The organism is Streptomyces sp. SID13666 (assembly GCF_010548325.1).
Taxonomy (GTDB): Bacteria; Actinomycetota; Actinomycetes; order Streptomycetales; family Streptomycetaceae; genus Actinacidiphila; species Actinacidiphila fildesensis.
Map to the genome: position 1 here is coordinate 259,831 of NZ_JAAGLX010000005.1, position 14,364 is coordinate 274,194.

Genomic DNA, 14,364 nt, shown 5'->3' on the forward strand with positions numbered 1-14,364 from the left:
GTCACTTCCGGCGCAGTACCACGTAGCCGTGCGCGGCGAAGACCTGGCGGAATCCGCTGACCTCGGAGGGGCCGGGTTGGGTGCCGATGCCCGTGCGCTCGGTGTCGGAGACGATCCAGTCGACCGGCTGGCGGCGGATGTCGGTGATGTCCGGGGCGAAGAGGAAGACGCTGGCGCGGTCGGTGAGGTGGGGGGCGAGGTTGTGAGAGGCGGCGACCGGGGCGCCGTTGGGTATCAGGCTGACGGCTTGCCGGGCGGCCGTGATGCGCGGGGTGTCGGTCCAGAAGCCGGGGGTGACGATCCGGGCCAGCGGGAAGAAGGCGCCGATCGCGGCAGCGGTGAGCGCCACGGCGAGCGGGATGCGGCCACGGAACCGCGACGCCGCCTTGCCCCGGCAGACCGCGTCGATCAGGGCGAAGAACACGATGGGCATGAGGACCGCCGAGTAGTGGAAGTAGATGCCCCAGTACGAGGGGTTGTCCGACAGGAAGCGCCAGGCGAGCGTCGGCAGGGCCAGGAGCAGCAGCGGGCTGCGGGCGGCGAGGAACAGGGTGGGCAGCAGTGTCATCAGGAGCGTCAGGGCCTTCGTGCCGCCGGCGGCCAGGGTGCCGGCTGGGTTCTGCGAGCCGAGGTAGACGTAGCCGCCGCCGGGGTTGACATGCGGGATGACGACCAGCACGGCCAGCGCTGCCGCGGCGGGCCCCAGCACGCACAGCGTCAGCCCCGCCCGGCGGGCGGTTCCTGGTCCTCGGCACAGCAGGAGCAGTCCCAGGACCAGGACCGTGGCCCCCAGGTCTTCCTTGACCAGCAGCAGGGCTGATGCCCAGGCCGCGCAGGCGGTCCAGCGGCGGTCGAGGTAGGCGGCGAGCGCGAGGGCCAGCAGGGGCAGGGCGAAGGCCACTTCGTGGAAGTCGAAGCCGATGAGGTTCTGGATGCCCCAGCTGAGCGCGTACGCGGTGCCGATCAACGGGCCGCCGCTGCGCGTCACGACGTAGACGGACCACGCCGCCAGCGCGGCCTGGGCGACCAGCAGGGTCTCGATGTGCGGGAACAGTCCGTAGAACGGGGCGAGGATGGCGAGGATCGGATGGAAATGGTCTCCCAGCAGCGGGAAGGCGACGTCCTGCAGCCCTGGCCCGGCGGTCGCCGCGCGGATCTGCGAGGTAGGCGGATGCAGGTCGGCGTAGGCGCGGACGCCCTGGCCGAAGATGCCCAAGTCGTAGGCGCCGGTGTCGAAGCGGGCGTGATGGCGGAGCGCGTAGAGGGCGTAGAGGGCGAAGGACGCGAGCCCCAGGGTGGCGGCGGGCCGGACCGCGCGGACGCGGCGCCGGAGGCGGCTGCGGGCTGGGGGTGCGGCGGCGGTCGGGGTGTCGGGCAGGGTGCTGGTCGTGATGGTCACGTACTGACACTGCCGTTGACCTGCTGAGGAGAGGCTGAAGCTTCCTGAAGATCGTTTCAGGGAGAACGTCGCGGTCCGGGGATACTGGCGATCATGCGAGTGCTGGTGATCGAAGACGAGGAGCGGCTGGCCGCGTCCCTCAAGCGCGGTCTTGAGGCCGCCGGGTACGCCGTCGACGTCGCCCACGACGGGCGGATCGGCCTGTGGATGGCGGGGGAGCACGCGTACAGCGCGATCATCCTCGACATCATGCTGCCGGGCCTGAACGGCTACCGGGTCTGTGCCCGCCTGCGCAGCGACGGCGTCAACACCCCCATCCTCATGCTCACCGCGAAGAACGGTGAGTACGACGAGGCCGAGGCGCTGGACACCGGCGCTGACGACTACCTGGCCAAGCCCTTCTCCTACGTCGTCCTGGAAGCCCGGCTCCGCGCCCTGCTGCGCCGTGGCGGCCCGCGGGTGCGCACCCAGCTGCGCCTGGGCGACCTGTGGCTCGATCCGGCCGCGCGGAACTGCGGACGCGGCGACCAGCGGATCGCCCTTACCGCCAAGGAGTTCGCGGTGCTGGAATGCCTGGCCCGGCGACCGGGCGAGGTCGTCCCGAAGATCGACATCGTGGACGAGGTCTGGGACGTGTCGTACGACGGAGACATCAACATCGTCGAGGTCTACGTCAGTGCCCTGCGGCGCAAGATCGACGCGCCCTTCCGGCGCGCGGCGATCGAGACGGTGCGCGGTGGCGGCTACCGGCTGGCGGCCGACGGTGGCTGACACCCGCGCGGGCCGGGACCGCCTCGCCGCGGTGGCGGGGCTCAGCACCGTCGCCGTGCTCTGCGCGGGCTTTGCGGCCCTCCTGCTGATGAGCTCCGTGCTGCCGCTACCGGCCGGCAGCGACGCCGGTTTCGAAAGTCAGGCCCGCGCTCTCGCGCTCATCGAGGAGGTGGCGACGCCGGGAGCACTGCTGGCCGCCGTGTTCGTGGCCGCCGCCACCTGGCAGCTGGGCGGGAGCTCGCGCGGCCGGGGCGCGGTGACGGCCGCCGCCGCGACCGCGCTACTGGTGACCTTCGCCGACGCGCGCTGGCTGCCCGCCGTCGTCCTGTCGGGCACCGACCGGCCGCACCCCCACGTGTCGTGGATGGCCCTGGGCGGAGCCGCCACGGCCTCCGGGCTGCTCGTCGCCGCCACCACCTGGGTATCCGCGCGGCCACGGGAAGGGAGCACACCGGGCGCGGGCCGGGGCCATCCCCGGCGGCTGTTGGTCAGCGGCTCCGCGACCGCGGCCCTGATGGCCGTGGCCGCCTGGTTCTTCGTTCTGATCGGCCAGTCCTACCGCTGGGGGTGGAACCCCCGGGGCGCGCTCGCCAACTGGCTCCTGGCCATCGGCGGCGGACTCCTCGTCGGCGCCATCGTGCGGTTCGCCACCCGCAGCGCGCTGCGCCCGGTCGAGATCCTCAACCGCGAACTGCAGGAGATCACCGCCAGCCGCGCCCTCGATCAGCGGATCACGGTCCCCGAGATCGGCACGCTGATTCCCTGGCTGGCCCGCACCATCAACGTCACGCTCGACCGCGTCTTCGCCGGCGTCGCCCGTCAGCAGCGCTTCATCGCCGACGCCTCCCACGAGCTGCGCAGCCCCATCGCCAACCTCCGTGCCTCCCTCGAATCCTCCCTCGCCCACCCCGAGAACGTGGACTGGCCCGAGACCGTACGGGACGCGCTCACCGACATCGACAGGCTCCAACACCTCACCGACGACCTGCTCCTGCTCGCCCGGTTGGACGACCCCGCTCCGCCCGCCGGCACCCCCGTCGACCTCGCCGCGCTCACCCACGACCTGGTCGAGGAGTTCCGCCACCTCCGCATCCACCAGAAGCTGCGCTTCACCTTCCACGCCGACGACCCGGTCGTCGTGCACGGCAGCGCCGTGCAGCTGGAGCGGCTGCTGCGGAACCTCCTCGACAACGCCGCGCGGCACGCCCGCACGGTCACGGACATCGCCGTCACCTCCGGCACCGACGGCCTGGCCCGGGTGGAGATACGCGACGACGGCCCCGGCATCCCGCCCGCCGACCGCGAGCGGATCTTCGAACGCTTCACCCGCCTGGACGGCGCCCGCGCCCGCGGCACCGGCGGCACCGGGCTGGGCCTGGCCATCGCCCGAGAGATCGCCACCCGGCACGGCGGCACCCTGCACGCGGCCCCCAACCCGTCGGGGGCCCTGTTCATCGCCGGTCTCCCACAGGGGCGATGACTCAAGGACGTCGGTCACGATCCTTGTGAGGCCGGCCGCCCGTGTGGGAGCGAGGAGTTCGAGGCGGCTGTTGCGTTCAGCTCTCCAGGGGGTGCGATTTTGCCAGGACGCGGTCGGCGAGACCGCTCCGTATGGCCGCTGCGGGGGAGCTGTCGGGCTTGCGGGCGGCCTGGTCACGGAAGCAGGCCAGGAACTCGTCCGCGAGGCCCTCGCGCGGGTGCCGAGCCAGCACCTCCGCCCGGAACCCGGCGGTGAAGTCGTCCGCGTTCCGCCCCGAGATGTCCACGCCGGTGGCCCGCTCCAGCAGATGGCCCTCCGGGTCCTCCCGCACGTCCACCGAGTCCCACATGTGCCGCACGATGACGTCGGAGAGCCGCTGCCGGCGCTCCACCGGCCATCCGGCCCCGGCGCCGAATACCCAGGCCACGTGCCCGCCGGCCTCGTCGAAGGCGACGGTGTGGCTGTCGAACTGCGGGACCAGCCCTATGTCGTGGAGCAGCGCGGCCACGTACAGCAGTTCGGCGTCGTGCTCGATGCCCCGGTCCGCGGCGTACGCGCTGGCCCACACGTAGGACCGGATCGAGTGGTTGAGCAGCGCGGGGGTGCAGTAGGCGGTGGCGACTTCGAGAGCGGCGGCGCATGCGGCGGTTTCGGGGGCGGCGGGTACGGTCAGCGCTTCGCGGGACGTTTCGTCGGTCATGGTGCCGAGTATGCCGATCGCCCGGTCTCTTTCGATCACCGGCGCCCCGAAGGCGTTCCGGGCCGGGGCCGGGTGGGGGCGTTGGGCGAGTGAGATATCGGCAGGTACCGCTGCCCTGCATCGAGCCCACGGGCCGGATGCGGGACGAACTCCACCCGCCAAGGGTGACCCGGCACGGTGAATTATTGGGGGAGGCGCAGTGCTCAAGCGCGCACGCTGCGAATCGTCGGGGAAGCATGGACGAGCGGGGACGGCAGGCTGCGACTGATCGTCTTCATGGGAGCGGCCGCCTGCGCCGTACGCACCCTTGGTGGTGGCGGCTGGCTCGAGAGTCTGCTGTCGCGGTGCTGAGGCGCGATCCAGATTTCTCGGAGTTCGGCGGTCTGCGGATGTCGAGAACGTGTCACCGGCTCCGTCCCAGGGGCATCAGCGGCCACCTCCGGCCGCACGAGGAAGAAGGAGAAGCCAGCATGGCGATTCAGCGGATGGACAACGTCGGCATCGTCGTCGAGGACATGGATGCCGCCATCGCGTTCTTCGTGGAACTGGGCTTGGAGCTGGAGGGCAGGGCGCAGGTCGAGGGCCTCTTCGCCGACCAGTGCACCGGACTCGACGGCGTCCGCTGTGACATCGCGATGGTCCGGACCCCGGACGGGCACAGCCGGCTCGAGCTGGCGAAGTACCGCAGCCCCGCAGCGATCAGCGCCGGGCCGCGTAACCAGCCGCACAACATTCTGGGCACGCACCGCGTCATGTTCGCCGTCGACGACCTCGAGGACACCGTTGCCCGCCTGCGCCCTCACGGCGCCGAACTCGTCGGCGAGATCGCCCGGTTCGAGGACAGCTATCTGCTCTGCTACCTCCGAGGCCCGGAGGGCATCATCGTCGGACTGGCCGAGCAACTGAGTTGAGACGGAGGAACCGAACCGCGCGGCCGAACGATCCTGGAGTACGGGGACGTACGGTTCGGGACCCTGGACGAGCGGCATCTGTGGAGGAACTCTCAGCCCTGACAGGACCCTGGCCGTCCTCAACCACAGTTGCGGGAGACCCCGGATGTGGAACTGCTTCGGATAGCCGCCGAAGACCTCCAGGATCCGGCCGTCGAACGTGTAGAACTCGCTACCTGCCCTGGCCGTGCTCTCGTCGCTCATGGGGTGACGCCACACAGGCGGACCTGCGGCTGTCAGGCCCCGTCCGCCGGCAGGTCCATCACCGCTCCCGCCGCCGGACGGGCGCGGCGGTGGAGAACGAGCGTGGTGCGGTGGAACGGGATCAGTCGGTGTCCAGGCCGTCGATCAGGCGGTTGAGGAACCGGGTGAAGGTGGCTTCGGGTGTGAGGGGGCGTCCGGGGGCGGCGAGGGCTTCGGCGAGTTCCGGGTGACGGCCGTCCGCTGCGACAGCGGTGAGGTAGCGGACTTCGGCTGCGATTCGGTCGGGGGACTGCAAGGCTGCGGCCCCCGCGATCTCATGGGCGACGTGCCCGGCCACGAATGCGGTGAGTTGGGCGAAGACCTCCAGCTTCGCCGCACCGTCCAGCCCGGTGGGCCGCAGGGTGGCAAGTGCGCGTTCCAGGAAGGCCAGGGTGTTGGGGCCGGGGATGCGGCGGCCCGCCAGAGCTGCGGGCAGCCAGGGGTGTCGCAGCATATGGGCGCGCTGGAGGTGGGCGATGGCTTTCAACTCGGCACGCCAGTCGCCGGTGGGCGTGTTCGCGGTGGGGAGTTCGCCGCTGACCTGGTCGACCATCAGTTCCAGCAGCGTCTCCTTGTCGGGGGCGTAGCTGTACAGCGACATGGCGCCGGCTCCGACCGCTGCGGCGACTTTCCGGATGGTGACCGCTTCGAGCCCCTCCGCGTCCGCCAGGGCGACGGCCGCCGCCGTGATCGCCTCTCGGCTGTAGGTGGGCTTGCGGCCCCTGCGGGGCTTGGTGGAGCCCAGCCAGAGCTGTTCAGGGTCGACGCCTGGGGTGCCGGCCTCTTCTGTACGGGGCATGGTCCGCGCTCCCTTCCTTGATCGAGGCGGCCCTTGCGGGCCTCATCCAAGCATGGGCTATTCTCGTACATCGTACGGATTAGGAGGAGGGGAACGATGGCAGCACGCACGCACGGTTCTGCGACGAGGCCGACCTGGGCACCGCCTTCCGGTAAGCCGCCACTGGCTTCACGGATCATGAGGGCGACCTGGCGCGGCCTCCCGGCCAAGCGGCACGATGTCGGGTGGGAGCCGGGGCTGCTGGTGCCGGCCGCCGACGGCAGCCCGCTGATCACGGACCACTACTTCCCACGCGCCGAGGGCGACTTCCCCACCCTCTTGGTGCGCTCGCCGTACGGCAGGGGCCTGCCGTGGTCTCCCATGTACGGCGTGCTCTTCGCCGAACAGGGCTTCCACGTGGTGCTGCAGAGCTGTCGCGGCACCGGTGGTTCCGGCGGCGAGTTCGATCTGTGGCGCAACGAGGCTGCCGACGGCCAGGCCACAGTGTCCTGGCTGCGCGAGCAGCCCTGGTTCAACGGAACACTGGGGACCATCGGCCCCAGCTACCTGGGATACGTGCAGTGGGCCCTGGCCGTGGAACCGCCACCGGAGCTGAAGGCGATGGTGGTGCAGATGGGGCTGCACGATCCTCACGCCCTGTTCCACGCAGATGGTGCGCTCCGTCTGGAGAACGCCCTCGCCGTCGGCGTCGGCATGACGTACCAGCACCAGGGGATGGCACGCTTCGTGAAGGCGACTCTGCGTCTGCAGCGGCGCCTGCCTGATGTCACCACCGCGCAGCCGCTGCGCGGGGCGCACGTGCCCGCCCTCGGGGGCGATGTGCCCTGGCTGGACGACGTGATGTCGCACCCGGATGCCGAGGACGCGTACTGGAGCGGTGCGTCGTTGGCAGCGGTGGCGCAGCGGCTGAAGGTGCCGACCAGTCTGATCACCGGATGGCACGATGTGCTGGGCGACCAGACCTTCGAGCAGTACCGCCGACTACGTGAGGCCGGCTGCGAAACCGCCCTGCTCGTCGGCCCCTGGACCCACACATCCGCGCTGCAGCAGGGGTGGCCCGAGGTGTTCGCCGAGAGCCTCGCCTGGCTGCGCGCACACCTGTACGGCGATCCCTCAGGCCTCCGTCCCACAAGAGTGCGCGTGCACGTCGGCGGCCAAGACGATTGGCGGGACATCGAGGACTGGCCGCCGGCCACGCTCGGCAGCCCGTGGTTTCCCACCGCGCAGAAGCACCTCACCCAGCAGGCTCCCCCGGATTCCGCACCCCTGATGTCGTTCCGCTACGACCCGAGCGACCCCACCCCCTCTCTCGGCGGCCCGCTGCTCTCCCGTACGGCCGGTCCTCGCGACAACAGCACCCTGGAGGTCCGGGACGACGTACTGACCTTCACCGGCCCCCCGCTGACCGAGCCCCTGGACATCCTCGGCCCGGTCTCCGCACGGCTGAGCATCTCCACGGACACCGGCCACGCCGACATCTTCACCCGCCTGTGCGACGTGGACGCACAAGGCCGCTCCGTCAACATCTGCGACGGGCTGGGCCGACCGCGGACGGACGTGCAGGAGCCGTCGCAGATCACTGTGCCGATGAGTCACACCGCCCACCGCTTCGCTGCCGGTCACCGCATACGCTGGCAGATCAGCGGAGGCGCCCATCCGCGCTACGCCCGCAATCCCGGCACCGGGGAGTCGCCGGTGGACGCCACCACCTTCACACCGGTGCGCATCACGCTCCATGCGGACTCGGCGCTGATGCTGGCGCCACTTGCCCGCGGTTCCGGACCCAGCCCCACGGGGAACAGCTGACAAGCCGGCCCCGACGGTTGACCGATCAGCTCAGGGACTCGTTCTCCTCCTCGTCCTCGGTGGTGTTGGGGTCACGGAAGGCGCGCAGGCCCTGGCCGGCGCCGCTGGGGTCAGCTCGGAACAACCCCGGTCCAGAGCCCGCCGTTCAGCCGAGCTGGTAGTCGAACCAGATGCGATGCGTGCCGTCGGTGTCGACGGCCATCCCTCCGGCACCGGAGATCCCGGTCAGCTCGCCGGTTCCGCTGGAGGGCACGATGGTGAAGAACTCCGCGGTGCGGTCGCTGCCGGACGTCGTCGCCGAGTGTACGAAGTTGAAGGAACCTTCCTGTCCGTGCAGGGAGCCTTCGAACGACTCCATGGCCACATAGGTTCCGACGCCGGTCGCTTCGTCGAACGCGGCAGTGAACAGGGTCGCCGAGCGACCTGCGGCCTCGCCCTCGAAGTGCTTCTCCATCGTCGCGACACTGACCGGCAGCCCGGTGGACACGGCCGGCTCGGGCTTCAGCTCAGTCGGGACGAACGCTGTGACAGTGAACGCTGCAGTGGCTCTCATGCGCCGACCGTACCGGCGGGCTCTGACAATCACGGCCAGGCCACGGGCGACCCGGGCAACGAGCGACGACCGACGACCGAAGCAGTGTGAGTGGTCAGGTGGTGTGCGTCTCGTGGGTTTCACGGTTGGCGAGCGCCTCGGCCGCTTGGGAGCGACGTCGATATCGGTCGCGCTGGCCTGGCTCTTGCAGCGTTCCCCGAACATTCTGCTCATCCCCGGCACGTCGAAGGTGGCGCACCTGCGTGAGAACGTGGCAGGCGCCGGCCTTTCTCTCTCGCTTCTGAGGACCTGGCAGAGCTGGGCGGCATCAGCGCCTGAATTCCCCCCGGGGGGGGTTCGGAGGGACCTTCGGAGTTGAGGGTCTGGAGCCGGGGGCGGCGTCGAGGTCTCCCGCAGTTGAAGGCTCCTACACCGAATTCGGCGGGCACCGTACGCGCTCGACGCGGCGATCGCGGCTACGGCCGACGCAGACAGCCCGACGGTGATGCGCCCCGAAACGGGACCCGTTTCCCGCCCGCGAGATGCACGCAGTCCCGCAGTGCGATCAGCGCCGTGGGGAGCCCGTGACCACCCGGGAAGCCCCTTCGAGCGGCGAGATGCCCGCCCGGGGGGCGCGGTACGGTCCGCGGACACCACGACATCCCTGGTCGCCCCCACCGGTGATGTGCTGCTGCCGGGGATTCACCATGAGTTCCAACGAAGCCCGCGCGTAGTCCACTTGCGACGGGATTGGTCGGCCGGACCGGGCTGGATCCTGCCCAACGTTTTCCCAAGTCCGCCCCTGACCGGCCGCAAGAAAGCAGAATCAAACCCTGGATGCAGCCAGAGCTATCGGGGGCGAAGACTGGTGGGAACTCAAGACGTGTGGGTACGGGCGCAGAGCGTGGCCTTTGGAAACCGGTTGGTGCGAGCCGACACGATCGTGGAGGTCAGCTGGGAGCGCAGTGCGCCCCAGTTCCTCACGTTCACCCTTACCGACCACCGTGACGAAGTACGCCATCAGATACGGGGCATCGGCTCGGCTGCCCCGGCCGTCAGTGAAGAAGAGGGCACCGCCCTGGTCGCCGCCCTGTTGAAGGCCATTGCCGCCACAGCGTTCCTTCCCGGCGCACACCTGCTGGTGCTCACGGAAGCGGACGGCACCGGACTCCGCTGGCGCCGCGCCCCCCTGCACGACATCGCAGAAGAGGCTGCCTCCTGACCGGGCCGGTGTCATGGTGGGGCTGCGCCGGGCGTGGGAGGGGCGTCGGCCGGTGGGCCGCTGCGGCGAGACTGGGGGCGGCAGGGGACTGGCACACCGGTCCCCGCCCCCCTTCCCGGCCTGAGAGGATCACCAGGACCGTACGAACGAGTGCAGGGCGGGGAAACATGATCGGACTGGTACTGCTCGGGGTTCTCACGCTCGCCATCGGCGGGTGTGCATGTGTGGTGTGGGCGGAGCGCGGCGGTCCGCGCTGGGTCCGCGCGGCGGCGACCGTGACACTCACTGCGGGCCGGCTGCTGCGCCGCGCCGAGAAGAACCGGCGACGCCTGAGCCGAACCAGCGGCAACGGCGACTAGGTCCAGGCCGAGGAAGCCCAGGGCGCCGAGACCGACAGCACGCACGTGGGCCAGGATGCGGTCGCTGCGGGTCGTGGGCACGCATCGGGGTGGCCGCGGCGGTGGTGCCGGTACGTGTGCGGTGGTGCTGGTTGGTGGTGGGGACGTGTAACGCCTTTGGACGGCCGAGCCAAGTAGAGATGTAAGGCATTGCTCGTCCGTTCAAGGAGTCGTCCGTGAAAGCGGAGCATTCAATAGCGCCACTGGTTCATGAGCCGCTCGGGTTCGTCGCGCACTTCCAGCAGCAGCTCGCCGAGGAGCTCACCGCCCGTGCCGCGGCCCTGCCGCCCGTGGCGGCGGTGCCGGTGCGGCCGCGCCACACCCGGCGGATCGCGGTCACCGCGCTGGGACTGGCCGCAGCCGCCACTGCGGTGGCGCTGATCCCGCACTCGGCCCCGACCACCGCACCGCAAGCAGGAACGGACCCCAGCACCCACGTGCCGGGCAGCGGTGCGCCGGTCCTGAGTAACGCCGCCTACACGGTGGTTCCGCGCAAGGACGGGACCGTCAGCATCCAGGTGACGGGCGCAGAGGTGTCCGGGCTCCAGGCGGCGCTGCGCAGCCTGGGTGTGCCGGCCGTGGTCCTGCGGGCCTCGGAGTCCTGCCACACCAAGGTCCGCACCGACAACGCCAACCTCGAAACGGTCTCCTCGCAGGACCCGAAGAACGGACGCCTGATGGTGATCCGGCCCAGCGCCATCCCGCACGGTGACTCCCTGGTGCTGGTGCAGCCCTCCCTCAAGGGTGTCCTGCACCCGGAGAAGATGTACTCCATGGAGGTCATGCTGTCCCCGGGCGAGCCCAGCTGCTTCCCCGTCTCCCAGAGCGGCATCGGCGAGGGCTGAGCCCCGCCGCCGGACCCGCCATACGGAGAAAGCCTCCTGCGCTGCCCGCATCACCGCCTGCAGACCCGGCGGGCAGCGCCGTTGGCCGCCGGGTCGAGCCGCCGGCAGGCCCCGGTCAGGCCCCGCGCCTGTTGCCTTCGCCGACGCGACGATGGCCCGATCCCCGGGTGGGCGCAAGGGTCCCGTCCGGGGATCAGCATCGCTACAAGCAACGCGACGTTGCCGCTGGCCGAAGTCCGCGGACCCTTCGAGCCCCGGGCATCGGCCGAACTGCCGCATCGTCAGGTCTGCCGCCCGTAGGTGGCGACCAGTAACCCTCGATCCTCCCCAGCGAGGACCCGCAGCCGGCGCCCGTCGCCACGGCGCGGCCCTGTCACCGAACAGGCCCCTGGGTGCCGTTCGGCAAGGAGCACCATGCACCATCATGACTCGGCTTTGTCACGCCTTGTTCGATCGCGGGGCACCGTCTTCGACCTCTTCTCCGGCCGGAACAACAGCCTGGGCCTGCTGCGGCTGCTGCTGGCTTCCGCCGTGGTGGTCTCTCACGCGCGCATCCTCGGATTCGGGGACCGCGAGTTCGGATACGCGTTCTCCAGCGGTCAGATCGACCTCGGATCCCTGGCGGTGTTCGGCTTCTTCGTCCTGTCCGGCCTCCTGATAACGCGCAGTGGAAACCGGCTCCCCGTCGGGCGCTTTCTGTGGCATCGCGCGCTTCGTCTGCTGCCCGGCCTGTGGGTCTGCCTCACGGCTACCGCTCTTGTCGTGGCCCCACTGCTGTACTGGCGCCAGCACGGGAGCACCGCCGGTTACTGGCAGCACCCCCAGGGACCCCTCGCCTACCTGCGGGCGAACTGGGCCATAGGTATCAGTCAATGGGGCATCTCCGGCGTCATGGAAACAGCCCATGCCCAAGGCCTTGCCTTCAACAACGCCTTCGACGGCGCCCTGTGGTCGCTCAAGTACGAGGTGCTCTGCTATCTCGGGGTGGCCCTGCTCGCCCTGACCGGATCCCTGACCCGTGCCCGGCGCGCCGTCCTCGCCGTGACCGTGCTCCTGGGCTGGCTCGTCCTGAGCGACGCCATCGGGAACCGCTACATGTCCGGAGCCCTCGCCGCGAAGCACGGCGGGCCCTTCGACGTTCCCCTGATGGGCGCACTCGACGTGGACTGGGTGGTCTACCTGGGCTTCGCCTTCGCCCTCGGTTCGTTGATCGAGCTGTACAAGGAGCGAGTCCCGATCAGCGACCCGCTCGCTGCACTTGCCGCCGCGACGCTGCTCATCACCCTCTCCTACGGCTACTTCTTCGCCATCGGGGTTCCGGCCTACGCGTATCTACTGCTGTGGCTGGCCATCCGGCTGCCGAGGCCGCTCCAGAAAGTAGGCCGCACGCACGACTACTCGTACGGCATCTACATCTACGGCTTCGTCGTGGAACAAGCCCTCGCCACACTTGGTGGCGCGCGCTGGGGATTCGGCGCCTACCTGGGACTCGCGTTGGGTGGCACCCTGATCGTGGCAATGCTCTCCTGGCATCTGGTGGAACGCCCGGCCATGCGGCTGAAGGACCGTGGAAGGTTCCACAGCGTTGTGCGTGCCGACACGGCACCGCAGCCCGTTCGGCAGCGGCCCCGGAGAACCGGTTCCGAGGCACCTGCAGAGTTTCGGTGCAGGTCTCGCCCCCTCCACGACGGCCGAATCGACGCTACCGGTTCCAGCACGCGCCCATACGCGCCTCATGGATGACGTTCCGGCAACACTCCGCCAGCTCAGATACTTATCCGTCTGGATCCGTCCTCCCGGCGGATCCGGACCGACAAGTTGATCACGACATCCAGCAGGCCCTAGCTGTACGGGTTGAGTGCCCAGAATCGGACGGTGTCGCTGCGACGGTCGAACCACAGCTTGGTGGAGTAGCCGCTGCCGTCTCGGTCGAGCTCGTGCGACCGGGTCCACTGCGGGTTCTCCGGACCCTCTCCCTGGAGCGGCTCCTCGAACCACGAGGAGAAGTCATCGGCCGGCCTCTCGGAGACGAAGGCGTGGGCCGCCGTCAACTCGGCAACCTTCCCCGGTGCCAGCCGGGCGAAGCCCGAGATCACCAGCTCCGGAGATGGTATGCCCCGGTCGTTGTCCCGGCTACTGACCCACTTGGCGTCGGTGAGCGTGCCCAGCAACGGGAACGCCCGCTCCAGCGGTGCGGTGTCGGTGTGCCAGTCTCCCTTGGCCCCGTCCGCCACCTGACGCAGGATCCACCAGGCGGGTAGGACCGCCAGCCCCGCCCCTATCCCTATCAGCTTCCGTCGCTCCAACGTGATCCCCTCATGCCTGACTCCGGGGGCACCATATCTGGATCGTGCACCTCACTCGGACCACCTAGTGATCACAACCAAGTACGCGCCCTAGGTGTGCAGGAGCTCGGAGCCGTCAAACAGAAGGCTCCTTGGTCAGGGGGCGCAGGCCGTCAGTGTTCACCTGCTTCCCAGACCAGTTCGCCGGCGTTTCCGACGACAGCGACGCAGGCTTCCTCGGTGCCGCCGAGGGCAGCGTGCCGGAGCAAGGCCGGCTTCCCTGATTCGAGGGCGGCAGCGGTGTCTTGGAGCATGGCACCCACCGAGCTCCACAGCGGCACGCCGGGCACCCACCTCTCGTGGTCCCACAGGAGAACTGCGCCATGGCAGTCGCCGAGCCGCAGATCGACGATGAGTCCGTCACCGCCGGGGCTCATCGCAATCGGCAGGAACGACGGCAGGAACCGTGGCTCTGGTTCACCGTTCGCGTCGAAGGATGCCCCTTCCTGTTCTGCGACCAGCAACCAGATCTCTCGCGTCTCCAGGGCTCCGTCCAAGCCCACTGGAGCATACGATCCAGGGATCCAGAAGTCGGCGCTGACACTGTCCAGGGTCCACCACTCGTGTACTTCGGTGGGGAGTGCTATCGCGAGATCTGCCTCGACTGCGCGGAGTTGACCCTCGTCCGCAGCCGGTCTTATGGGGGGCTTGTGGAGGCGGTCTCTGAACCAGGATCGATGCGATCCCACGACGTACGCACTTCATGATCAATCGAGGTCATGGTCGGAAGCCTCTCCGGGAGCTCTGAGAGGACGGTTCGTGAGTCTTTGAGGTGGTTTGTCATCGCCTGATGGTGTGGCTATGGGCGGAATCTTCCGGGCGACAGCCGGTGGTCTGTTGGGGTGGCTGGGTGAGTGAACGCATGCCATACCCG

At 69.6% G+C, this 14,364-nt stretch carries 14 protein-coding genes and 1 pseudogene; 9 read left to right on the plus strand and 6 right to left on the minus strand.

Annotation, left to right across the window (positions count from 1 at the left end; translation table 11 throughout):
* Window position 1: 1 nt before the first annotated feature.
* On the minus strand, window positions 2-1,399 hold the full coding sequence (locus G3I60_RS11775) for a DUF2079 domain-containing protein (RefSeq protein ID WP_164293261.1): 1,398 nt from the start codon (window positions 1,397-1,399) through the stop codon (window positions 2-4).
* A 93-nt stretch (window positions 1,400-1,492) separates the two neighbouring features.
* On the opposite strand from G3I60_RS11775, the gene G3I60_RS11780 reads away from it, so the two are divergent.
* Window positions 1,493-2,170, plus strand: coding sequence for a response regulator transcription factor (locus tag G3I60_RS11780; RefSeq protein WP_164293262.1), 678 nt, complete (start codon window positions 1,493-1,495; stop codon window positions 2,168-2,170).
* Window positions 2,163-3,650: a HAMP domain-containing sensor histidine kinase gene (locus G3I60_RS11785; protein ID WP_343240892.1), complete on the plus strand. Its 1,488-nt coding sequence runs from the start codon at window positions 2,163-2,165 to the stop codon at window positions 3,648-3,650. The genes G3I60_RS11780 and G3I60_RS11785 overlap by 8 nt, the downstream gene beginning before the upstream one ends.
* Before the next feature lie 76 nt (window positions 3,651-3,726).
* Here the strand turns inward: G3I60_RS11785 and G3I60_RS11790 are convergent, their stop codons facing one another.
* Window positions 3,727-4,350 carry an HD domain-containing protein gene (locus tag G3I60_RS11790; protein WP_164293263.1) on the minus strand — a complete coding sequence of 208 codons (624 nt, stop codon included), beginning with the start codon at window positions 4,348-4,350 and terminating at the stop codon, window positions 3,727-3,729.
* A 470-nt stretch (window positions 4,351-4,820) separates the two neighbouring features.
* On the opposite strand from G3I60_RS11790, the gene G3I60_RS11795 reads away from it, so the two are divergent.
* Window positions 4,821-5,261 carry a VOC family protein gene (locus tag G3I60_RS11795; RefSeq protein ID WP_164293264.1) on the plus strand — a complete coding sequence of 147 codons (441 nt, stop codon included), beginning with the start codon at window positions 4,821-4,823 and terminating at the stop codon, window positions 5,259-5,261.
* Window positions 5,262-5,625: 364 nt separating this feature from the next.
* Here G3I60_RS11795 and G3I60_RS11800 read toward each other — a convergent pair whose 3' ends face one another.
* On the minus strand, window positions 5,626-6,342 hold the full coding sequence (locus tag G3I60_RS11800; protein WP_164293265.1) for a TetR/AcrR family transcriptional regulator C-terminal domain-containing protein: 717 nt from the start codon (window positions 6,340-6,342) through the stop codon (window positions 5,626-5,628).
* 177 nt (window positions 6,343-6,519) lie between these two features.
* Here G3I60_RS11800 and G3I60_RS11805 point away from each other — a divergent pair, with 177 nt between their 5' ends.
* The gene (locus tag G3I60_RS11805) at window positions 6,520-8,148 is read left to right on the plus strand and encodes a CocE/NonD family hydrolase (RefSeq protein ID WP_164293266.1); all 1,629 of its coding nucleotides are present in this window, start codon (window positions 6,520-6,522) and stop codon (window positions 8,146-8,148) included.
* A 145-nt stretch (window positions 8,149-8,293) separates the two neighbouring features.
* Here G3I60_RS11805 and G3I60_RS11810 read toward each other — a convergent pair whose 3' ends face one another.
* Window positions 8,294-8,701 carry a DUF3224 domain-containing protein gene (locus G3I60_RS11810; RefSeq protein WP_164293267.1) on the minus strand — a complete coding sequence of 136 codons (408 nt, stop codon included), beginning with the start codon at window positions 8,699-8,701 and terminating at the stop codon, window positions 8,294-8,296.
* Window positions 8,702-8,846: 145 nt separating this feature from the next.
* Between G3I60_RS11810 and G3I60_RS11815 the strand changes: the two are divergent.
* The 5 genes and pseudogenes from G3I60_RS11815 to G3I60_RS11835 form a co-directional block, all read left to right on the plus strand.
* Window positions 8,847-9,019: pseudogene (locus G3I60_RS11815) on the plus strand (aldo/keto reductase); the annotation flags it as partial.
* A 586-nt stretch (window positions 9,020-9,605) separates the two neighbouring features.
* Window positions 9,606-9,902 carry a hypothetical protein gene (locus tag G3I60_RS11820; protein WP_138351896.1) on the plus strand — a complete coding sequence of 99 codons (297 nt, stop codon included), beginning with the start codon at window positions 9,606-9,608 and terminating at the stop codon, window positions 9,900-9,902.
* A gap of 167 nt (window positions 9,903-10,069) precedes the next feature.
* A complete protein-coding gene (locus G3I60_RS11825; protein WP_138351893.1) occupies window positions 10,070-10,261 on the plus strand; it encodes a hypothetical protein in 192 nt (63 codons plus the stop codon).
* 215 nt (window positions 10,262-10,476) lie between these two features.
* Complete coding sequence (locus G3I60_RS11830; RefSeq protein ID WP_164293268.1) at window positions 10,477-11,145, plus strand: hypothetical protein; 669 nt, start codon at window positions 10,477-10,479, stop codon at window positions 11,143-11,145.
* 414 nt (window positions 11,146-11,559) lie between these two features.
* Entirely contained in the window at window positions 11,560-12,888 is a 1,329-nt protein-coding gene (locus tag G3I60_RS11835) for an acyltransferase (protein ID WP_164293269.1), read from the plus strand.
* A 98-nt stretch (window positions 12,889-12,986) separates the two neighbouring features.
* On the opposite strand, the gene G3I60_RS11840 is transcribed toward G3I60_RS11835, so the two are convergent.
* Both G3I60_RS11840 and G3I60_RS11845 read right to left on the minus strand, forming a co-directional pair.
* Complete coding sequence (locus G3I60_RS11840; RefSeq protein ID WP_239069737.1) at window positions 12,987-13,451, minus strand: hypothetical protein; 465 nt, start codon at window positions 13,449-13,451, stop codon at window positions 12,987-12,989.
* 152 nt (window positions 13,452-13,603) lie between these two features.
* A complete protein-coding gene (locus G3I60_RS11845; protein ID WP_164293270.1) occupies window positions 13,604-14,179 on the minus strand; it encodes an SMI1/KNR4 family protein in 576 nt (191 codons plus the stop codon).
* Between the last annotated feature and the right edge of the window lie 185 nt (window positions 14,180-14,364).